Annotated in this window: 13 protein-coding genes; 6 read left to right on the top strand and 7 right to left on the bottom strand. The window is 66.9% G+C overall.

Going from position 1 to position 15,300, the window contains the following annotated elements; genetic code table 11:
• Positions 1-31 precede the first annotated feature (31 nt).
• Entirely contained in the window at positions 32-1,519 is a 1,488-nt protein-coding gene (gene rng / locus KPL74_12065; GenBank protein QWT18478.1) for a ribonuclease G, read from the top strand.
• 75 nt (positions 1,520-1,594) lie between these two features.
• On the top strand, positions 1,595-5,416 hold the full coding sequence (locus KPL74_12060) for a TIGR02099 family protein (GenBank protein ID QWT18477.1): 3,822 nt from the start codon (positions 1,595-1,597) through the stop codon (positions 5,414-5,416).
• Here the strand turns inward: KPL74_12060 and KPL74_12055 are convergent.
• Entirely contained in the window at positions 5,413-6,606 is a 1,194-nt protein-coding gene (locus KPL74_12055) for a sterol desaturase family protein (protein QWT18476.1), read from the bottom strand. The two genes, KPL74_12060 and KPL74_12055, sit on opposite strands and share 4 nt — an antisense overlap.
• Before the next feature lie 123 nt (positions 6,607-6,729).
• Here KPL74_12055 and tldD point away from each other — a divergent pair, with 123 nt between their 5' ends.
• Positions 6,730-8,169: a metalloprotease TldD gene (gene tldD / locus KPL74_12050; GenBank protein QWT18475.1), complete on the top strand. Its 1,440-nt coding sequence runs from the start codon at positions 6,730-6,732 to the stop codon at positions 8,167-8,169.
• A gap of 36 nt (positions 8,170-8,205) precedes the next feature.
• Here tldD and KPL74_12045 read toward each other — a convergent pair whose 3' ends face one another.
• Both KPL74_12045 and KPL74_12040 read right to left on the bottom strand, forming a co-directional pair.
• Complete coding sequence (locus tag KPL74_12045) at positions 8,206-8,745, bottom strand: DUF615 domain-containing protein (GenBank protein QWT18474.1); 540 nt, start codon at positions 8,743-8,745, stop codon at positions 8,206-8,208.
• Positions 8,742-8,966 carry a DUF1653 domain-containing protein gene (locus KPL74_12040; protein QWT18473.1) on the bottom strand — a complete coding sequence of 75 codons (225 nt, stop codon included), beginning with the start codon at positions 8,964-8,966 and terminating at the stop codon, positions 8,742-8,744. The genes KPL74_12045 and KPL74_12040 overlap by 4 nt, the downstream gene beginning before the upstream one ends.
• Before the next feature lie 118 nt (positions 8,967-9,084).
• Here KPL74_12040 and pmbA point away from each other — a divergent pair, with 118 nt between their 5' ends.
• The 3 genes from pmbA (at position 9,085) to KPL74_12025 (ending at position 11,624) form a co-directional block, all read left to right on the top strand.
• Complete coding sequence (gene pmbA / locus KPL74_12035; protein ID QWT18472.1) at positions 9,085-10,434, top strand: metalloprotease PmbA; 1,350 nt, start codon at positions 9,085-9,087, stop codon at positions 10,432-10,434.
• A gap of 106 nt (positions 10,435-10,540) precedes the next feature.
• Entirely contained in the window at positions 10,541-10,960 is a 420-nt protein-coding gene (locus tag KPL74_12030; protein QWT18471.1) for a DUF4870 domain-containing protein, read from the top strand.
• A 247-nt stretch (positions 10,961-11,207) separates the two neighbouring features.
• Positions 11,208-11,624 (top strand): type II toxin-antitoxin system RelE/ParE family toxin, encoded by a 417-nt coding sequence (locus tag KPL74_12025; GenBank protein ID QWT18470.1) that lies wholly within the window; start codon positions 11,208-11,210, stop codon positions 11,622-11,624.
• Positions 11,625-11,806: 182 nt separating this feature from the next.
• Here KPL74_12025 and ispA read toward each other — a convergent pair whose 3' ends face one another.
• Genes ispA through KPL74_12005 form a run of 4 tightly spaced genes read right to left on the bottom strand, consistent with a single transcriptional unit; the run spans position 11,807 to position 15,012 of the window.
• A complete protein-coding gene (ispA, locus tag KPL74_12020; protein ID QWT18469.1) occupies positions 11,807-12,709 on the bottom strand; it encodes a (2E,6E)-farnesyl diphosphate synthase in 903 nt (300 codons plus the stop codon).
• Positions 12,690-12,950, bottom strand: coding sequence for an exodeoxyribonuclease VII small subunit (locus KPL74_12015; GenBank protein ID QWT18468.1), 261 nt, complete (start codon positions 12,948-12,950; stop codon positions 12,690-12,692). The genes ispA and KPL74_12015 overlap by 20 nt, the downstream gene beginning before the upstream one ends.
• A 32-nt stretch (positions 12,951-12,982) precedes the next feature.
• On the bottom strand, positions 12,983-14,272 hold the full coding sequence (gene tilS / locus KPL74_12010; GenBank protein ID QWT18467.1) for a tRNA lysidine(34) synthetase TilS: 1,290 nt from the start codon (positions 14,270-14,272) through the stop codon (positions 12,983-12,985).
• On the bottom strand, positions 14,269-15,012 hold the full coding sequence (locus KPL74_12005; GenBank protein QWT18466.1) for an NYN domain-containing protein: 744 nt from the start codon (positions 15,010-15,012) through the stop codon (positions 14,269-14,271). Before KPL74_12005 ends, tilS begins: the two co-directional genes overlap by 4 nt.
• Positions 15,013-15,300: the final 288 nt, after the last annotated feature.

The raw sequence follows: 15,300 nt of genomic DNA, 5'->3' as shown, positions 1-15,300 counted from the left end.
AAGCGCGATGGCTTAAGGAAAAGGGGCGCCGGTGAGCGAGGAAATCCTGATCAATGTCACGCCGCGTGAGACGCGGGTGGCGATCGTCGAGAACGGTATGCTCCAGGAAGTCCACGTGGAGCGCGCGACCAAGCGCGGCTACGTGGGCAACGTGTACAAGGGACGCGTGCAGCGCGTCATGCCCGGCATGCAGGCGGTCTTCGTGGAGATCGGCCTGGAGCGTGCCGCGTTCCTGCACGCCTCGGATATCGTGCGCCCGTCGCTGCCACCGACCGACGCCCCCGAGGGCGGCAAGTCGAATGGCCACGGTCCGGTGCCACCTATCAGTGAACTGGTCCACGAGGGCCAGGAAATCGTCGTCCAGGTGGTGAAGGATCCGATCGGGAGCAAGGGCGCGCGGCTGTCCACGCACCTTTCCATCCCGTCTCGCTACCTCGTGCTCCTGCCGCATTCGCGCACCCTGGGCGTGTCGGTGCGCATCGAGGAAGAATCCGAGCGCCAGCGCCTGAAGGACATCATCACGCCCCTCATCGGCGAAAACCCGTTGGGCTACATCGTCCGCACCAATGCGGAAGGGCAGTCCGAGGAGTCGCTCGCGTTCGACGTGACCTACCTGAGCAAGGTCTGGCGCGTGGTGCAGGAAAACATCGCCAAGGCGAAGCTGGGCGAGCGCGTCTACGAAGAACTCTCGCTGCCGCTGCGTTCGCTGCGCGATTCGCTGAACGACGGCATTGAGAAAGTGCGCATCGATTCACGCGAGACCTACGAGAAAACCGTCAAATTCGTCCAGAAGTTCATGCCGGTGCTGTCCGACCGGATTGAACATTACTCGGGCGAGCGGCCGATCTTCGACCTGTACGGCGTGGAAGACGAGATCCAGCGCGCCCTGCGCAAGGAGGTGCCGCTGAAGTCGGGCGGGTACCTCATCGTCGACCAGACCGAAGCGATGACCACCGTTGACGTGAATACCGGCGGCTACCTTGGCAGCCGTAACCTCGAAGAGACCGTCTACCGCACCAACCTGGAAGCGGCCCAGGCGGCTGCACGCCAGCTGCGGCTGCGTAACCTCGGCGGCATCGTCATCATCGACTTCATCGACATGATCGACGACGAGCACAAGCGCCAGGTGTTGCGCATGCTCGAAAAGGGGCTGGCACGCGACCATGCGAAGACCACCGTCTATCCGATGTCGGCGCTGGGCCTGGTCGAGATGACGCGCAAGCGGACCACCGAGAGCCTCGAGCGCCAGCTCTGCGAACCATGTCCGTCGTGCAGTGGCCGCGGCACGTTGAAGACCGCGGAAACGGTGATCTATGAGATTTTCCGTGAGATCACTCGTGCCGTGCGCCAGTTCAATGCGCAGAAGCTGCTGGTGATGGCGAGCCCCAAGGTCGTCGGTCGCATCCTCGAAGAAGAATCGGCCGCGGTGGCGGAGCTCGAAGAGTTCATCGCCAAGAGCATCCGCTTCCAGGCCGAAGAGCATTACTCGCAGGAACAGTTCGATGTTGTCTTGCTGTAACCGAGCCAGCCGTTCGTGGCCGGCGAGGTGACGTCGGCCTGGCGCCATCGCGCACGACGCCTGCGGTTTTTCCTAATGGGTCTGGTCGCAAGCGTCGTCATCGCCGTGGCGATGGCGATGGCGCTCGGCCAGCTTTTGCTGCCCCTGGCGGCGCGGTATCCCGAGCGGATCGCCGCGCTGCTCAGCGAGAAGTTGCACAAGCCCGTGCATTTCGCCTCGCTGGAAGGTTTCTGGCGGCCGTCGGGCCCGCTGTTCGTGATGCGCGATGTCAGCATCGGCGGCGACGCCGGCGCGCCGCCCCTGCGGCTGCCGCAGGCGCAGCTCAAGCTCGACTTCGGTGCGTGGGTGTTGCCCTCGCGCCACCTGATCAACCTGCGGCTGCAGGACCTTCGCCTGGGCCTGCGCCGTGCGCCCGACGGGCGCTGGAGCATCGACGGTTTCGCCGCCGGCGGCACGACGCAGAAGCTGTCGTTCGGCAACATGTCGGCGGACCTGTGGCTCACCCGCACCCGGCTGGATATCACCGACGAAACCACCCACCATGACTTCGGACTGATCGCCGACCAGTTGCGGATCAGCCTGCAGGGCAATGTGGTCCGGGTCGGCGGCTCGCTGCGCCGGGAGAACGCCAGCGGCGTGTTGTCCGCGGCGGGGCGCTTCGCCGCCGACGGCTCCAGCGGGAAGGCCTATGTGCGTGGCGAGCAGGTCGACTTCGCTGCCCTCACGGGCGATTTCTCCGCGGCGGGCTATGCGCTCGCGGGCGGAAAGGGCCGTTTCGAAACCTGGCTCGACTGGCGCGATGCGCACGTCGTCCGTGCCACGTCCAGCCTCGACCTGGACAACCTGGCGGTGCGCGGTCCGACCCGCACCGTGCGTACGGCAGGGCTGCACGGGATCGCCGACCTACACCGTTTCAACGGCGGGCAGCGGATTGACTGGGCCGGTCGCGACGGCAGCGACGCGGCGATCGTCCTGCGTACGAACGGCTCGCGTAGCGAAGGCACGGTGGTCGCGCGTCATCTCGAGCTGGCACCGCTGCTGCCATGGGCCGGCCTGTTGCCGCAGGTGTCGCCCGCGCTGGCGCGCTGGCTGGGCGAAGGTCGCCCGCGTGGTCGTTTCGATGCGCTCCGCGCCGACTGGAACAGCGACGACGGCCTCAGCTTCGCCCACGCGACGTTCTCTGGCCTGGGCATCGATGCGAGCGGCAAGCTGCCCGGCCTGTCGACGCTTGCCGGCGAAGTGTACGGTGACAGCGAAGCCATCGTCCTCAGCCTGCCGCACCAGGCCACGACCATCGATGCCACCGGCGTCTTCCGCAAGCCGTTCGCGATGTCGTCGCTGGGTGGCGAGCTTGCGCTGTACAAGGACGAAGGCGGTTTGCACATCGCCGCGGAGCCGCTGGATTTCCGTGGCGAAGGTTTCGGTGGACAGGCCCGCGGCGAATTCGTCCTGCCGCCGGGCGACAGCGGTCCCTTCATGGACATGTACGTGGCGCTCGGCGAAGGCGACGTGCCGGCCGCCAAGCTTTTCTGGCCGATCCATTCGATGAGCGAGGGCTCTCAGAACTGGCTCAACCGCGGTCTGGTGTCCGGCCATATCGCTGGCGGCTCCGCACTGATCCGCGGCAACCTGCGCGACTTCCCGTTCAAGAACCAGGAAGGACGCTTCGAGGCGCGCGCGCTGATCGACGACACCGTGCTCGACTACGGCACCGGCTGGCCGCGTGCCGAAGGCCTCACCGCCGTCGCCAACTTCATAAACAACGGCATGTACATCGAAGCCAGCGAAGGCCACTCGCTCGGCAACGCCGTGAGCTCTGCCACCGCGGCGATCCCGGATTTCGCCGATGGCGTGCTCGACCTGCGCATCAGCGGTGCGGGCACGGGCGGCAGCTTCCTCGACTTCGTCAAGAACAGCCCCATCGCCAGCAGCAGCCGCGCGGAACTGGACAAGCTGAAGCTCGGGGGGACCGGTGAATTCGGCTTCAACCTGCTGATGCCGCTCGCGCATGCCAGCGACGTCACGCTCGACGGCCGGGCCAACCTGAAGGACGCCGACTTCGTCGCCGACGCCTGGAAGCTTCGCCTGGACAAGATCACCGGGCCGATGACGTTCGACGCGAAGGGCTTCAGCGCGAAGGGGCTCAAGGCGCTCTTCCACGACCAGCCGGCCGACCTCGACATCGGCATCGCCGGCGGCACGGGCGATCCGTCGAAGGTGTTCACCGCCGCGGTCAGCGGCGCGTTCACGGTCGAGGAGATGGTCTCGGCGTACCCGGACCTTAAATGGTTGTCCGACATCGCGAAGGGTCGCGGCATGTTCCGCGTCGGCTTCGACCTGTCGCACGCCGATGCGGGCGGCAACGCGAGCCAGCTGCTCAGCGTCGACTCCGACCTGCGCGGCGTGGAACTGCTGATGCCGACGCCGGTGAAAAAAACCGCTGCGCTGGCGCAGCCGTTGTCGGTGCGCATGGGCCTGCCGGTGGACGGTGCGCGCCTGGACATCGCGCTGGGCGACATCGTGCGCGGGCGCATGCGGCTGCCGAACGGTCCCACGCCGATGGCCGCCGCGTTCAACCTGGGCAATACCCCGCCCGCCGTCTTGCCGGCACAGGGGTATCTGTTCGGCGGCCATGCCAGCAAGCTCGATGTATCCGGCTGGGTGCAGTACGTCGTCGGCATGTCGACCGGGTCGAGCGGGCCGGGCCTGACCGGCCTCGACCTGCTTACCGACGATGCCGAGGTCTTCGGCCAGCACTTCAGCAACATGCATATCGTGGCGCGGCCTGGCCCGAGCGAGCTGAGCCTGCGCGTGGATAGCGATGGCATGGCCGGGCAGATGACCGTGCCCAACGACGACCTGCGTCGCCGTGGCATCACCGCGCGCATGGACAAGCTGTGGTGGCCGTCCGCCGATGACGGCGCCGATGCGGCGAAGAAGGGCAAGGCGGCGGCAGGGCAGGCGGCGACCGCGGCGGTGACCGTGGCGCACGCGGAAGAAGCGAAGGATAACGGCGGCAAGAAGCCGGCCGATACGAACGAGGCCGGCGTCGCGCCGTCCAGCCTCCCGCCGATGCACCTGCAGGTCACCGACATGCGGCTGGGCAAGGCACGCCTCGGCGAAGCACGCCTGGAGACCTGGCCGACCGACGAGGGCATGCACGTGGACCAGCTGCGTGCGCAGTCGAAGAACGTGCAGATCACCGCGACGGGTGACTGGAACGGTGACGAGAAGAAGAGTCACACGCACCTGTCGATGGATTTCGCGTCCGAAGACGTGGCGCGCATGTTCGACGCACTGGGCTTCGCCGGCATCATGTCGGGCGGCCGTACCGAGGCTCGCCTCGACGCGACGTGGCCGGGTGGGCCCTCGGCGCTGGCGTTGGTGAACATGGACGGTACGCTGAAGATCGACGTCGCGAACGGGCGCATCCTCGAAGTGCAGCCGGGCGTGGGCCGCCTGTTCGGCCTGGTCTCGGTCACCGAGTTGCCGCGGCGCATGGCGCTGGATTTCGGCGACGTCCTTGGCAAGGGCTTCGGCTTCGACGCCATCACCGGCGACTTCCAGTTCGCCAACGGCAACGCGACCACGCAGAACCTGAAGATCCGCGCGCCCGCGGCCGAGATCTCGATCACGGGCCGCGCGGGCCTGAAGGCCCGCGACTACGACCAGGAAGTGTTGGTGGTGCCGCACCTCGGCAACAGCCTGCCGGTGGTCGGTGCCCTCGCCGGCGGCCCGGTCGGCGCCGCCGCGGGCCTGGCGGTGCAAGGCATCCTCGGCCACGGCCTCAACCAGGCCGCCCGCAAGCGCTACCACGTCACCGGCAGCTGGGATAAACCCGTCTTCACGCCGATCGACAAAGGCCTGCCCAGCACCGCCACACCGCCCCAGCGCTAGCGCTGTTTCCGGAACGGAAACGCCTGTTGCTTGATGAATCCGTCGGGCATGTAATCGCCGACGACGCCGTACTTTTCCGGGAACGCCTTCTTCGATTTCACCGCGGTGCCGAAGAGGTAATCGATGAACGCGTAGTGGGCGGCGTAGTTCCTGTCGATGGCCTCGTCGTCCGACGCATGGTGCCAGTGATGGAAATCAGGCGTCACGATCAGGTACTTCAGCGGGCCCCACGGCAGGTGCACGTTCGCGTGGTTGAACACGGCCTGGAAGCCGACGACGATGATGTAGGCGTTCATCACCGCTTCGCTGAAGCCAAGCACGTACAGCGGCGCCAGCACGCAGACCCGGGTGAAGATCAGTTCCAGCATGTGCTGGCGCGAGCCGGCGAGCCAGTCCATGGTTTTCACGCTGTGGTGCACGGCGTGGAAACGCCACAGGAAGGGCACCTCGTGGTAAGCGCGGTGCGTCGCATACTGGGCAAGGTCGGCGACGAGGATGCACAGCAGCAGCTGTGGCACGAAGTGGATCGACGCCACCGTGCGCTGGAAGTCGCTGTTGACCAGCCAGCCGAACGCGTGGTGGATCAGGAAATTCACGATCAGCAGCGCAAGGCCGACGATGAAGTGGTTCACCGCGAAGTGCTTCATGTCGGTTTGCCATTCAAACCGGAACACGGACTGCCCACGGTATAGCGGGAACAGCTTCTCGAGCACCACGAACACCAGCGTGGAACCGAGCAGGTCGAGGATGAACCAGTCCAGCCCGATGTAGGGCGTGTGGTCGGGGAAGTTGCCGACCGGTACGCGCGCGCCGCCGAGCGCTACCGCGGCCAGCACCATCACGAACGCACCGATGTTCAGGTTGCGACGACGCCCCAGGATCACGTTGGCCAGTGCGAGGCCGCCCGCCACCAGCAGGCCACCCAGCAGGATCTGTCGGAGCAGGTCCACCGAGTACTTGTGGCGGAGGTCGGGCGTGGTGAGGTACTGCGGGAAATGGAAGGCGATGACCGCCAGCAGCGACAGGAAGGCCAGTGAGAAGGCGATGGCCGTGCTGACCATGGCCTTTCCGGGGTCCAGCGATCCGCTGCCGTGCAGCAGTTCCACCGTCTCCTCGACGACGGCGCCTGCCCGGCGGGCGGGGGCGGTGGCGACGCGACGGGCTGCGGCCCGCTTCTTTCCCTGGCTCATTCGCTTTCCTTTCCGCTGGTGTGCGGGGCCGATCCTACCATTCGCCAGCCGGGGCGCCGGGGTTTAAGCTGGTCGCCCACGCCCCCACGTAGGGGTATTCCTGTTTCGACACCGGCAGCCTTGATGGATTCCCTGATCACCCTCGCCGAACGGCGCCTGCTCGCCCCGGGCGGCCTCGCTTCCACCGACCTTGACCGCGTGTTCTCCCAGTTGATGGGTCCGTCCATCGATGCGGCCGACCTTTACTTCCAGCATTCGCGCAGCGAATCCTGGGTGCTGGAGGAAGGCATCGTGAAGGACGGTAGCCACTCGATCGAGCAGGGCGTGGGCGTCCGCGCCATCTCCGGCGAGAAGACCGGTTTCTCCTACTCCGACGAAATCGTGCTGCCGCAGCTGCTCGAAGCCTCGCGGGCGGCGCGCGCGATCGCGCAGGGCGGTGCCGGTGCGGGCAAGCCGCTGGCCATCGCCACGGGTCGTGGCCTCTACCCGGCGATCGATCCGGTGGAGAGCCTGCCGAACGAAGAAAAGATCGCGCTGTTGCGTGAGGTCGACGCCTATGCCCGCTCGCGCGATCCGCGCGTCAAGCAGGTGGTGGTCAGCCTCGCCGCGACGCTGGACACGATCCTGGTCGCCGCGTCCGATGGCACGCTGGCCGCCGACGTGCGTCCGCTGGTCCGGCTCAACGTGCAGGTCATCGCCGAACAGAACGGCCGCCGCGAGCAGGGTCATTCCGGTGGCGGCGGTCGCTACGGCTATCGCGAGCTGCTCGAAAACGGCCGCGCGCATGCCTTTGCCGAAGAGGCCGTGCGCCAGGCGTTGGTCAACCTCGACGCGGTGGACGCGCCGGCCGGCATGATGACCGTCGTGCTCGGCCCGGGCTGGCCCGGCGTGTTGCTGCATGAGGCGATCGGCCATGGCCTGGAAGGCGACTTCAACCGCAAGGGCAGTTCGGCCTTTGCCGGCCGCATCGGCCAGCGCGTCGCCGCCGAAGGCGTGACCGTCGTCGACGACGGCACGCTGCCGGGTCGCCGCGGCTCGCTCAGCATCGACGACGAGGGCACGCCCACGGAATGCACGACGCTGATCGAGAACGGCATCCTCAAGGGTTACATGCAGGACAAGCTTAACGCGCGCCTGATGGGCGTGAAGTCCACCGGCAACGGCCGCCGCGAGTCGTTTGCCCAGCTGCCGATGCCGCGCATGACCAATACCTACATGCTGGCGGGCAACCGCGAGCCGGAGGAGATCATCCGTTCGGTGAAGAAGGGCCTGTATGCCGTGAACTTCGGCGGCGGCCAGGTCGACATCACCAACGGCAAGTTCGTCTTCTCGGCCAGCGAGGCCTACCTGATCGAAGACGGCAAGGTCACCCGGCCGGTGAAGGGCGCGACCCTTGTCGGCTCCGGTCCCGAAGTGCTGACCCGCGTGTCGATGATCGGCAACGACCTCGCCCTCGACGAGGGCGTGGGCGTGTGCGGCAAGGACGGGCAGAGCGTGCCGGTAGGCGTCGGCCAGCCGACGCTACGCGTGGATGGCATGACCGTCGGCGGCACCGCCGCCTGACGAAACCCACGCCCGTGCATGTGTAGGAGCGCGGGGTTATTCGCCGGAGGCTTCGAGCTCTTTCAGGATCCGGTAGATCTCGCGGAACGCATGCAGCGGCTTGTTCGCCTCGCGTTCGGCACGCGCCTGGCGGACCAGCGAGCGCAGGTGCTGGCGGTCGAGGTCGGGGTGCTTGTCGAACAGCGCGCCGAGGGCCTCGTCGCCGCCGTCGAGCAGGCGTTCGCGGCCCGCTTCCAGGCGATGCATGTGCGCCGCTTCCTGGCGCTGGCGATCGCGGTCTTCACCCAGCGCCGCACGGGCGTCGGAGAACGCGTCGTCGTCGTGGCGTCGCATCATCTTCGCGAGGTAGGCGAGCTGGCGCTTGCGCGCGATGTGCGCGGTGACCTTACGGGTGCGCGCGATCTCGTCGACGATGTCGTCGGGCAGGTTGAGCTTCGGGATGCGCGACGGCGGCAGTTCCACCAGCTGGTTGGCCAGCTTGAGGATGTCCAGCGCGTTGCGGCGCAGTTCGGTGCGGCTCGGGCCGAGGTCTTCCTCGTCCTCGTCCTTCGGCGGATGGTCGTCCCAGGGCCTCATGCTTGTGCCTCCTCACGTTCGAAGGCGAAGCGCGGCTGCACGCGGCCCTCGTGTTCAACAGTTTCAGCGAACATCGCCGCCGGACGGACCCACAGGCCATGTTCGCCGTAGAGGGCCTGGTAAACCACCAGTTCCTCCATGGTTTCGCTGTGCCGGGCGGTGCCCAGCACACGGTAGGGCATGCCCTTGAAGTGACGGTAGTAGCCGGCACGGATGCTCATAAGGTTTCCATGGCACCATGGGCGGTGCGTTGCTTTGGATTCGGGCGGCGTGACCCCATCTTTCAGGATCGGCCGCCTGCGGCCTGCCATTCTAACCGCCAGCCCCCGGGAAGCCCACGTGAGCCAAGTTGCCACCCTCGACACCAGCCACCAGGACCTCGACCGCCTCGCCAGCCTGGCCGAGGACACCATCCGCCGGGCCCGCGCCGCCGGGGCCACCCAGGCCGAGGTGTCCGCCAGCGTCGACGTGGGGCTGAACGTGAACGTCCGGCTGGGCGAGGTGGAGACGGTCGAGCACACCCGTGACCGTGGTTTCGCCCTCACCGTGTTCTTCGGCCAGCGCAAGGGCTCGGCCAGCACGGCCGACCTGAACCCGGATTCGATCCAGGCCACGATCGACCAGGCCTGCGCCATCGCCCGTTTCACCGAGGAAGACCCGGCCGCCGGCCTGGCCGACGCCGACCGCATGGCCACGACCTTCCCGGACCTGGACCTGTGGCACCCGTGGGACATCGACGTGGATAGCGCGATCCGGCTGGGTTGCGACATCGAGGACGCCGGCCGTGCCATGGCGGGCATCACCAATTCGGACGGCGCCAGCGTCAATGCCGGGCAGAGCCTGTCGGTGTATGCCAACTCGCACGGCTTCATCGGTCGCGAGCGCGGCACGCGGCATTCCCTGTCGGTGGCGTTGATCGCCGGCGACGACGAAGGCATGCAGCGCGACTACTGGTACGACAGCGTGCGTGACGCCAGCCGGTTCATGGACGCCGCGGCACTGGGCCGCAAGGCGGCCGAGCGGACCCTGTCGCGCCTGGGCGCGCGTCGCCTCGGCACGCGCCAGGCGCCGGTGCTGTTCGTGCCTGAACTGGCCCGCGGGCTGGTCGGCCACCTGCTCGGCGCGGTCAGCGGCGGCTCGCTGTACCGTCGTTCCAGCTTCCTGCTCGACCACGTCGGCAAGCAGATCCTGCCTTCGTGGATGCGCATCGATGAGAAACCGCTCATCCCGGGCGGGTTCGGTTCGTCGGTGTTCGATGCCGAGGGCGTCGCCACCGTGGACGCGCCGCTGATCGTCGATGGCGTGCTGTCGCGTTACATCCTCGGCAGCTATTCCGCGCGCAAGCTGGGCCTGTCCTCGACGGGCAATGCCGGTGGCGTGCACAACCTGTTCGTGAAGACCGGCGACGACGACTTCGCGGCGATGCTGCGCAAGCTGGGCACCGGCCTGCTGGTGACCGAGGTGATGGGTCAGGGCGTGTCCATCATCACCGGCGACTATTCGCGCGGCGCCTCGGGTTTCTGGGTCGAAAACGGCGAGATCGCCTACCCGGTGGAAGAAATCACCATCGCCGCCAACCTGCGCGACATGTATTCGAACCTGGTCGCCATCGGTGCCGACGTGGACCATCGCTCGCACATCCTCACCGGCTCGTGGCTGATCGAGAACATGACCATCGCCGGCGAATAAGCCGGCCCGGGTGGGCATGACTTCCAGCCCCCGTGCCGCAAGTCGCGGTTGACACGGGCACGGGGCGAAGGGACAGTGGGCTCGACATCGCCCAGGGAGTCGCGCCATGAGTACCCCGTCCGATCAGGTCCCGCCGCCGCCGTCACCGCCGCCCTATGCCCCGGTGCCTCCGCCTTACGATCCGTCCCCGCTGGGAGCACCCAGCGCCGACGACAAGAACATCGCGATGCTCACGCATCTGTCGGGTCCGTTCTTCCATGTCATCGTTCCGCTGATCGTGTGGCTGGTCTTCAAGGACAGGCAGGACAAGCAGTACCTGGTGCGCGAGGCCAAGGAAGCACTGAACTTCCAGATCACCATCGTGCTTGCCTACTTCATCGGCGGCATCCTTACGATCATCCTGATCGGTGGCCTGATCGTATTCCTCGCATGGCTGGCGAACCTGGTGTTCTCCATCGTCGCCGCGGTGAGGGTCAGCGCAGACGGAACGTACCGCTACCCGTACTGCCTGCGCCTGATCAACTGACACCCCCAACGCCTCACCCAATGTAGGAGCGCGCCTGCGCGCGAAAGGGGTCGCCCCAGGCGACCCCTTTTTTGTCGTACATCATCCAAGGCTTCATCCTACACAGAAGTCAGCGTTCGCCTCTTCGAACGCTGACCGCATGGTGTCAGCATTCATCAGTCGAGCTTGCTGACGCAGGTTGCCGCAGGTGTGCAGTAGGTAGTTACGCAAGGACTAGAAGTCCACGAAGGTGTGATTGGAGGCAAGGATGCCGCGCGTACTCAAGCGCAGAGACTTCTCACGATGGCAGGCTCGGGAGAAAATCCCGGATGCCGTCTTGTGCAAGGCGGTTAACGAGATGGAGACAGGCCTCATCGATGCCGATCTCGGAGGATGTCTCTACAAAAAGAGGATTGCTCGGTCGGGCTTCGGAAAGATTAGCGGGTATCGACTCTTGCTTTCGGCTCGTCTGGGAGAGCGATATCTATTCGTCCATGGTTTTTCAAAAAGCGACAAAGAAAACATCACGCAAGACGAGAGAAGATCACTCCGTCACGCAGCGAGGAAATATCTCGAGCTGCCGTCGGCGGAGCTCGGGGAGGCATTCAAGCAAGGCATGATCGAAGAGGTGAGGTGTGAGCAGAATCATCGAGTCCCTGCGCCAGGAATTCGTCGAGCTCTATGAAGCAGGCATTTTTTCCGAAGAAGACATTCGGGAATTCGACGAGGTGAGTGGCCTGTGTCGCGTTCCCGTCGACGTGGATATGTTGGCGATCATCGAGGACGCGGACCGACCATGTGTCGCGGCTACGTCTCGTGAATTCGAGACGCTTTGTCGCGAAAGCGATTGCATCCAGTCTGATCGGATCAATGCCCGCGCTGAGCCGAATACCGTGCCAGTTCGGCCAGCCACTCACCGCGCCCGCCCAGGGGCGCAATAGCGTCGAGCGCTTCGTCGACGAGTGCGCCAAGGCGGGCGCGTGACGCGTCCAGGCCGATGATCGAGGGGAAGGTTGGCTTGTCGGCTGCCGCGTCCTTGCCGGCGGTCTTGCCGATCACGGCCGACTCGCCCTCGATGTCGAGGATGTCGTCGCGGACCTGGAAGGCGAGGCCGACCGCGTGGCCGTAGCGGTCGAGGCGTCCGAGCAGCTCCTGGTCACGGCAACCGGCGGCAAGCGCGCCGAGACGCACCGAGGCGCGGATCAGGGCGCCGGTCTTGTAGGCATGCATCCGCTCGAGCTCGTCGAGCGTCAGCTTGCGACCCACGGCGGACAGGTCGAAGGCCTGTCCGCCTGCCATGCCTTCGGCGCCGCAGGCGGCACCGAGCACGCGCAGCATGGCGAGGCGCTGGCCGGCATCATCGCCTTCCGGCGATGCGGCGAGGATCTCGAAGGCCAGTGCCTGCAGCGCGTCGCCGGCAAGTATGGCCATGGCCTCGCCGAACACGATGTGGCACGTGGGGCGGCCCCGGCGGAGGTCGTCGTCGTCCATCGCCGGCAGGTCGTCATGCACCAGCGAATACGCGTGGATGATCTCCACGGCGCAGGCGGGCGCGTCGAGGACCGGGCCATCGCTGCCCAGGGCATGACCGGCCGCGTAGACCAGCAGGGGGCGCAGGCGCTTGCCGCCGCCGAGCACCGCATAGCGCATGGCGCGGTGCAGTTCCACGGGCGGCAGGTCGTCGGCGGGCAGCGAGCGCGCAAGCGCATCGTCAGCCCTGCCGACCAGCGCCTTCAGCGGCGCCGGCAGGTCAGTCGTTGCGGGAATCAAAGGGTTCGGCGGTATCGGGGGCTTCGGGATCGAGCAGCAGGCGCACGCGTAGTTCCGCCTGCTCCAGGGCCGTCTGGCACTGCCGGTAAAGGCCGATGCCGCGCTCGAAGGATTTCAGCGATTCGTCCAGGCTCAGCTCGCCGCCTTCCATCCGCGTAACCAGTTGCTCGAGTTCGTCGAGCGAGAGCTCGAACTCGGCGATCGACGAGGCGGGTACGGCGCTGGCGGGGGACTTCGGCATGGCGGCAAAACTAGCTCACTAAGGCGTTTCGATCAATCGCCGCGATGCCACAGGGGCGTTGCCGCGGCCTCGTCGAACAGGGGTTTTCCGGCCTCGCTGAGCCAGCGGTCGGCCACCGCGAGCACTGTGTCGCCATCGACCACGAGCGGCATGCGCGGCCGTTCCCACGGCGGTACCGCGGCCTGCTGGAACAGGTCGCGAAGTTCACGCGTGTGGCGATCGCCCACGGGCTTGAGCGTTTCGCCACCTTGCCGGTAACGGACCGTGACCGGGCTCGGCAGCCGTGGGCCGCCCAGCGTGATCGAGCCGCCGCCTGGCAGTGCCAGCGGCTCGCCCTGCCAGGTCGCCGACCAGCCGGTGTCGAAGGCGGCCTGGCGCCGCATGGCCCAGAGGCGTCCGCGCCACGCGCGCACCTCGGTATCGAGCCAGCCGACGATGGGCAAGCGCTCGGCGCCGGCCTCGCGCACTTGCCGTCCAAGCGTGTCGCGCTGTGCGCTGGTGGGGGCGGACAGGCCCGCCGCATGCAGCCAGTGGTCGAGCAGGGGGCCGCGCCATGCGTCGGGCAGGTCGAGCCAGCCTGGTGCATCCAGGCTGCCGTCCGCGCCGCGCAGGCGCGCGTAGGCATCCATCCAGCCGTCGCGCAGGCAGGCGGCGGCGTCGCCGCAAAGCCGGGCACTGTGGACGATGCTTTGTCCCGCGTGCGGCCAGTGCTCGCGCAGTGCCGGCAGCACCGTGCCACGCAGCCAGGCGCGGGCCACGCGGGGATCGTCATTGGACGGATCGTGCACGGTGTCCAGTGCGTGCAGCGCCACGTGGTCGAGCAAGGCATCGCGTGGCAGGCCGAGCAAGGGGCGCCACTGGGCGCCGGCGCCGAGCGGACGCAGTTCACGCATCCCGGCAAGGCCTTCGGGGCCGGCACCGCGCATCAGCTTGAGCAACACGGTTTCGACCTGGTCGTCGCGATGGTGGGCGAGGACCAGCCGCTCACCGGGCCGCAGGGCGGCGGTGAAGGCGCTGCGGCGTGCCCGCCGTGCGGCGGCCTCCATGCCCTCGCCGCGGCTCAGGTCCACGCTGACGCGAACGGATTCGAACGGCACGTCGAGGGATTCGCAGAAGCGCCGGCAATGCACGGCCCAGAGGCCGCTTTCGGCCTGCAGCCCGTGGTCGATGTGCATCGCGCGCAGGGCCGGCCGAGGGGACAGCGTCGCCAGCGCATGCAGCAGCGCGGTGGAGTCCGGGCCGCCGCTATAGGCGACGACCAGGCTAGCGTCCTGCAAGTCCGCCATCGCGTCGGCGAGGTGATCGGCGAGCGACGCGCTCATTTGCTTTTCGAACGCAGCTTTACGTAAACGTGCTTCGCGTTGCCGTGCTGGCGCTCCTCCACGTCGAACAGGCCGATGCCGTGGATGAGGCCGCTGAGCTTGGGATAACCGTAGTTGCGCGAATCGAAGTCGGGCATGCGTTTGTTGAGGATGCTGCCGACGCCGCCGAGCGCGGCCCATCCGTTTTCGTCGGAGGCGTCCTTGATGGCATTGCGCAGGCCGTTGAGGAGCTTGGTGTCGCCGCGCAGTTCGCTTGCCGGGAGGGGTGTGCCGGCCGCCTTCTCGTCGTCGTCTTCGGTGCCCACGAGCACCTCGGTGTAGATGAATTTGTCGCAGGCGGAGACGAAGGGCTTGGGTGTCTTCAACTCGCCAAAGCCGTAGACGATCAGGCCGGCTTCGCGGATGCGCGAGGCGAGCCGGGTGAAGTCGCTGTCGCTGGAGACGATGCAGAAGCCGTCGAACCGCTCGGAGTAGAGCAGGTCCATGGCGTCGATGATCATCGCCGAGTCGGTGGCGTTCTTGCCGGACGTGTAGGCGAATTGCTGGATGGGCTGGATCGAGTGGTCGAGCAGTGCGGCTTTCCAGCCGTTGAGGTTGGGACCGGTCCAGTCGCCGTAGATGCGTTTGACGTGTGCGGTGCCGTACTTGGCCACTTCGGCGAGCAGGCCGTCGACGATCGCTGGCCGTGCGTTGTCGGCGTCGATCAGTACGGCGAGCTTGTCGGTGTCGTCGTTGGCCATGGGCTGCTCCTGTGTGGCCGCGGCATCGTAACTCGTTGGCCGTGACGTTGCCGTGGCGCATGGGCGCCCGGGCGCTCGGGCGCTCAAGCACCCGGGCGTAGCGCTCGGGCGTGGTCGCAGGACCAGCCCTCGGCGCCCACCCTCGCTGCTCAGACAGCGTTCTGGCGTGCGACAAGGAGGGGCTGCTCAGCAGCCCATCTTCTTATTGGCCTTCGGCCGCGCACCGGGTGCCGGGCGGAGGTTTCTGACTCGACTCCTGTCTCGGCAGAAACGGCCGGCCATCGTGGC

The organism is Bacillus sp. NP157 (assembly GCA_018889975.1).
GTDB lineage: Bacteria > Pseudomonadota > Gammaproteobacteria > Xanthomonadales > Rhodanobacteraceae > Luteibacter.
Note: the sequence above shows the minus strand (reverse complement) of the source record. Positions and strands in the feature narration are given on the sequence as shown.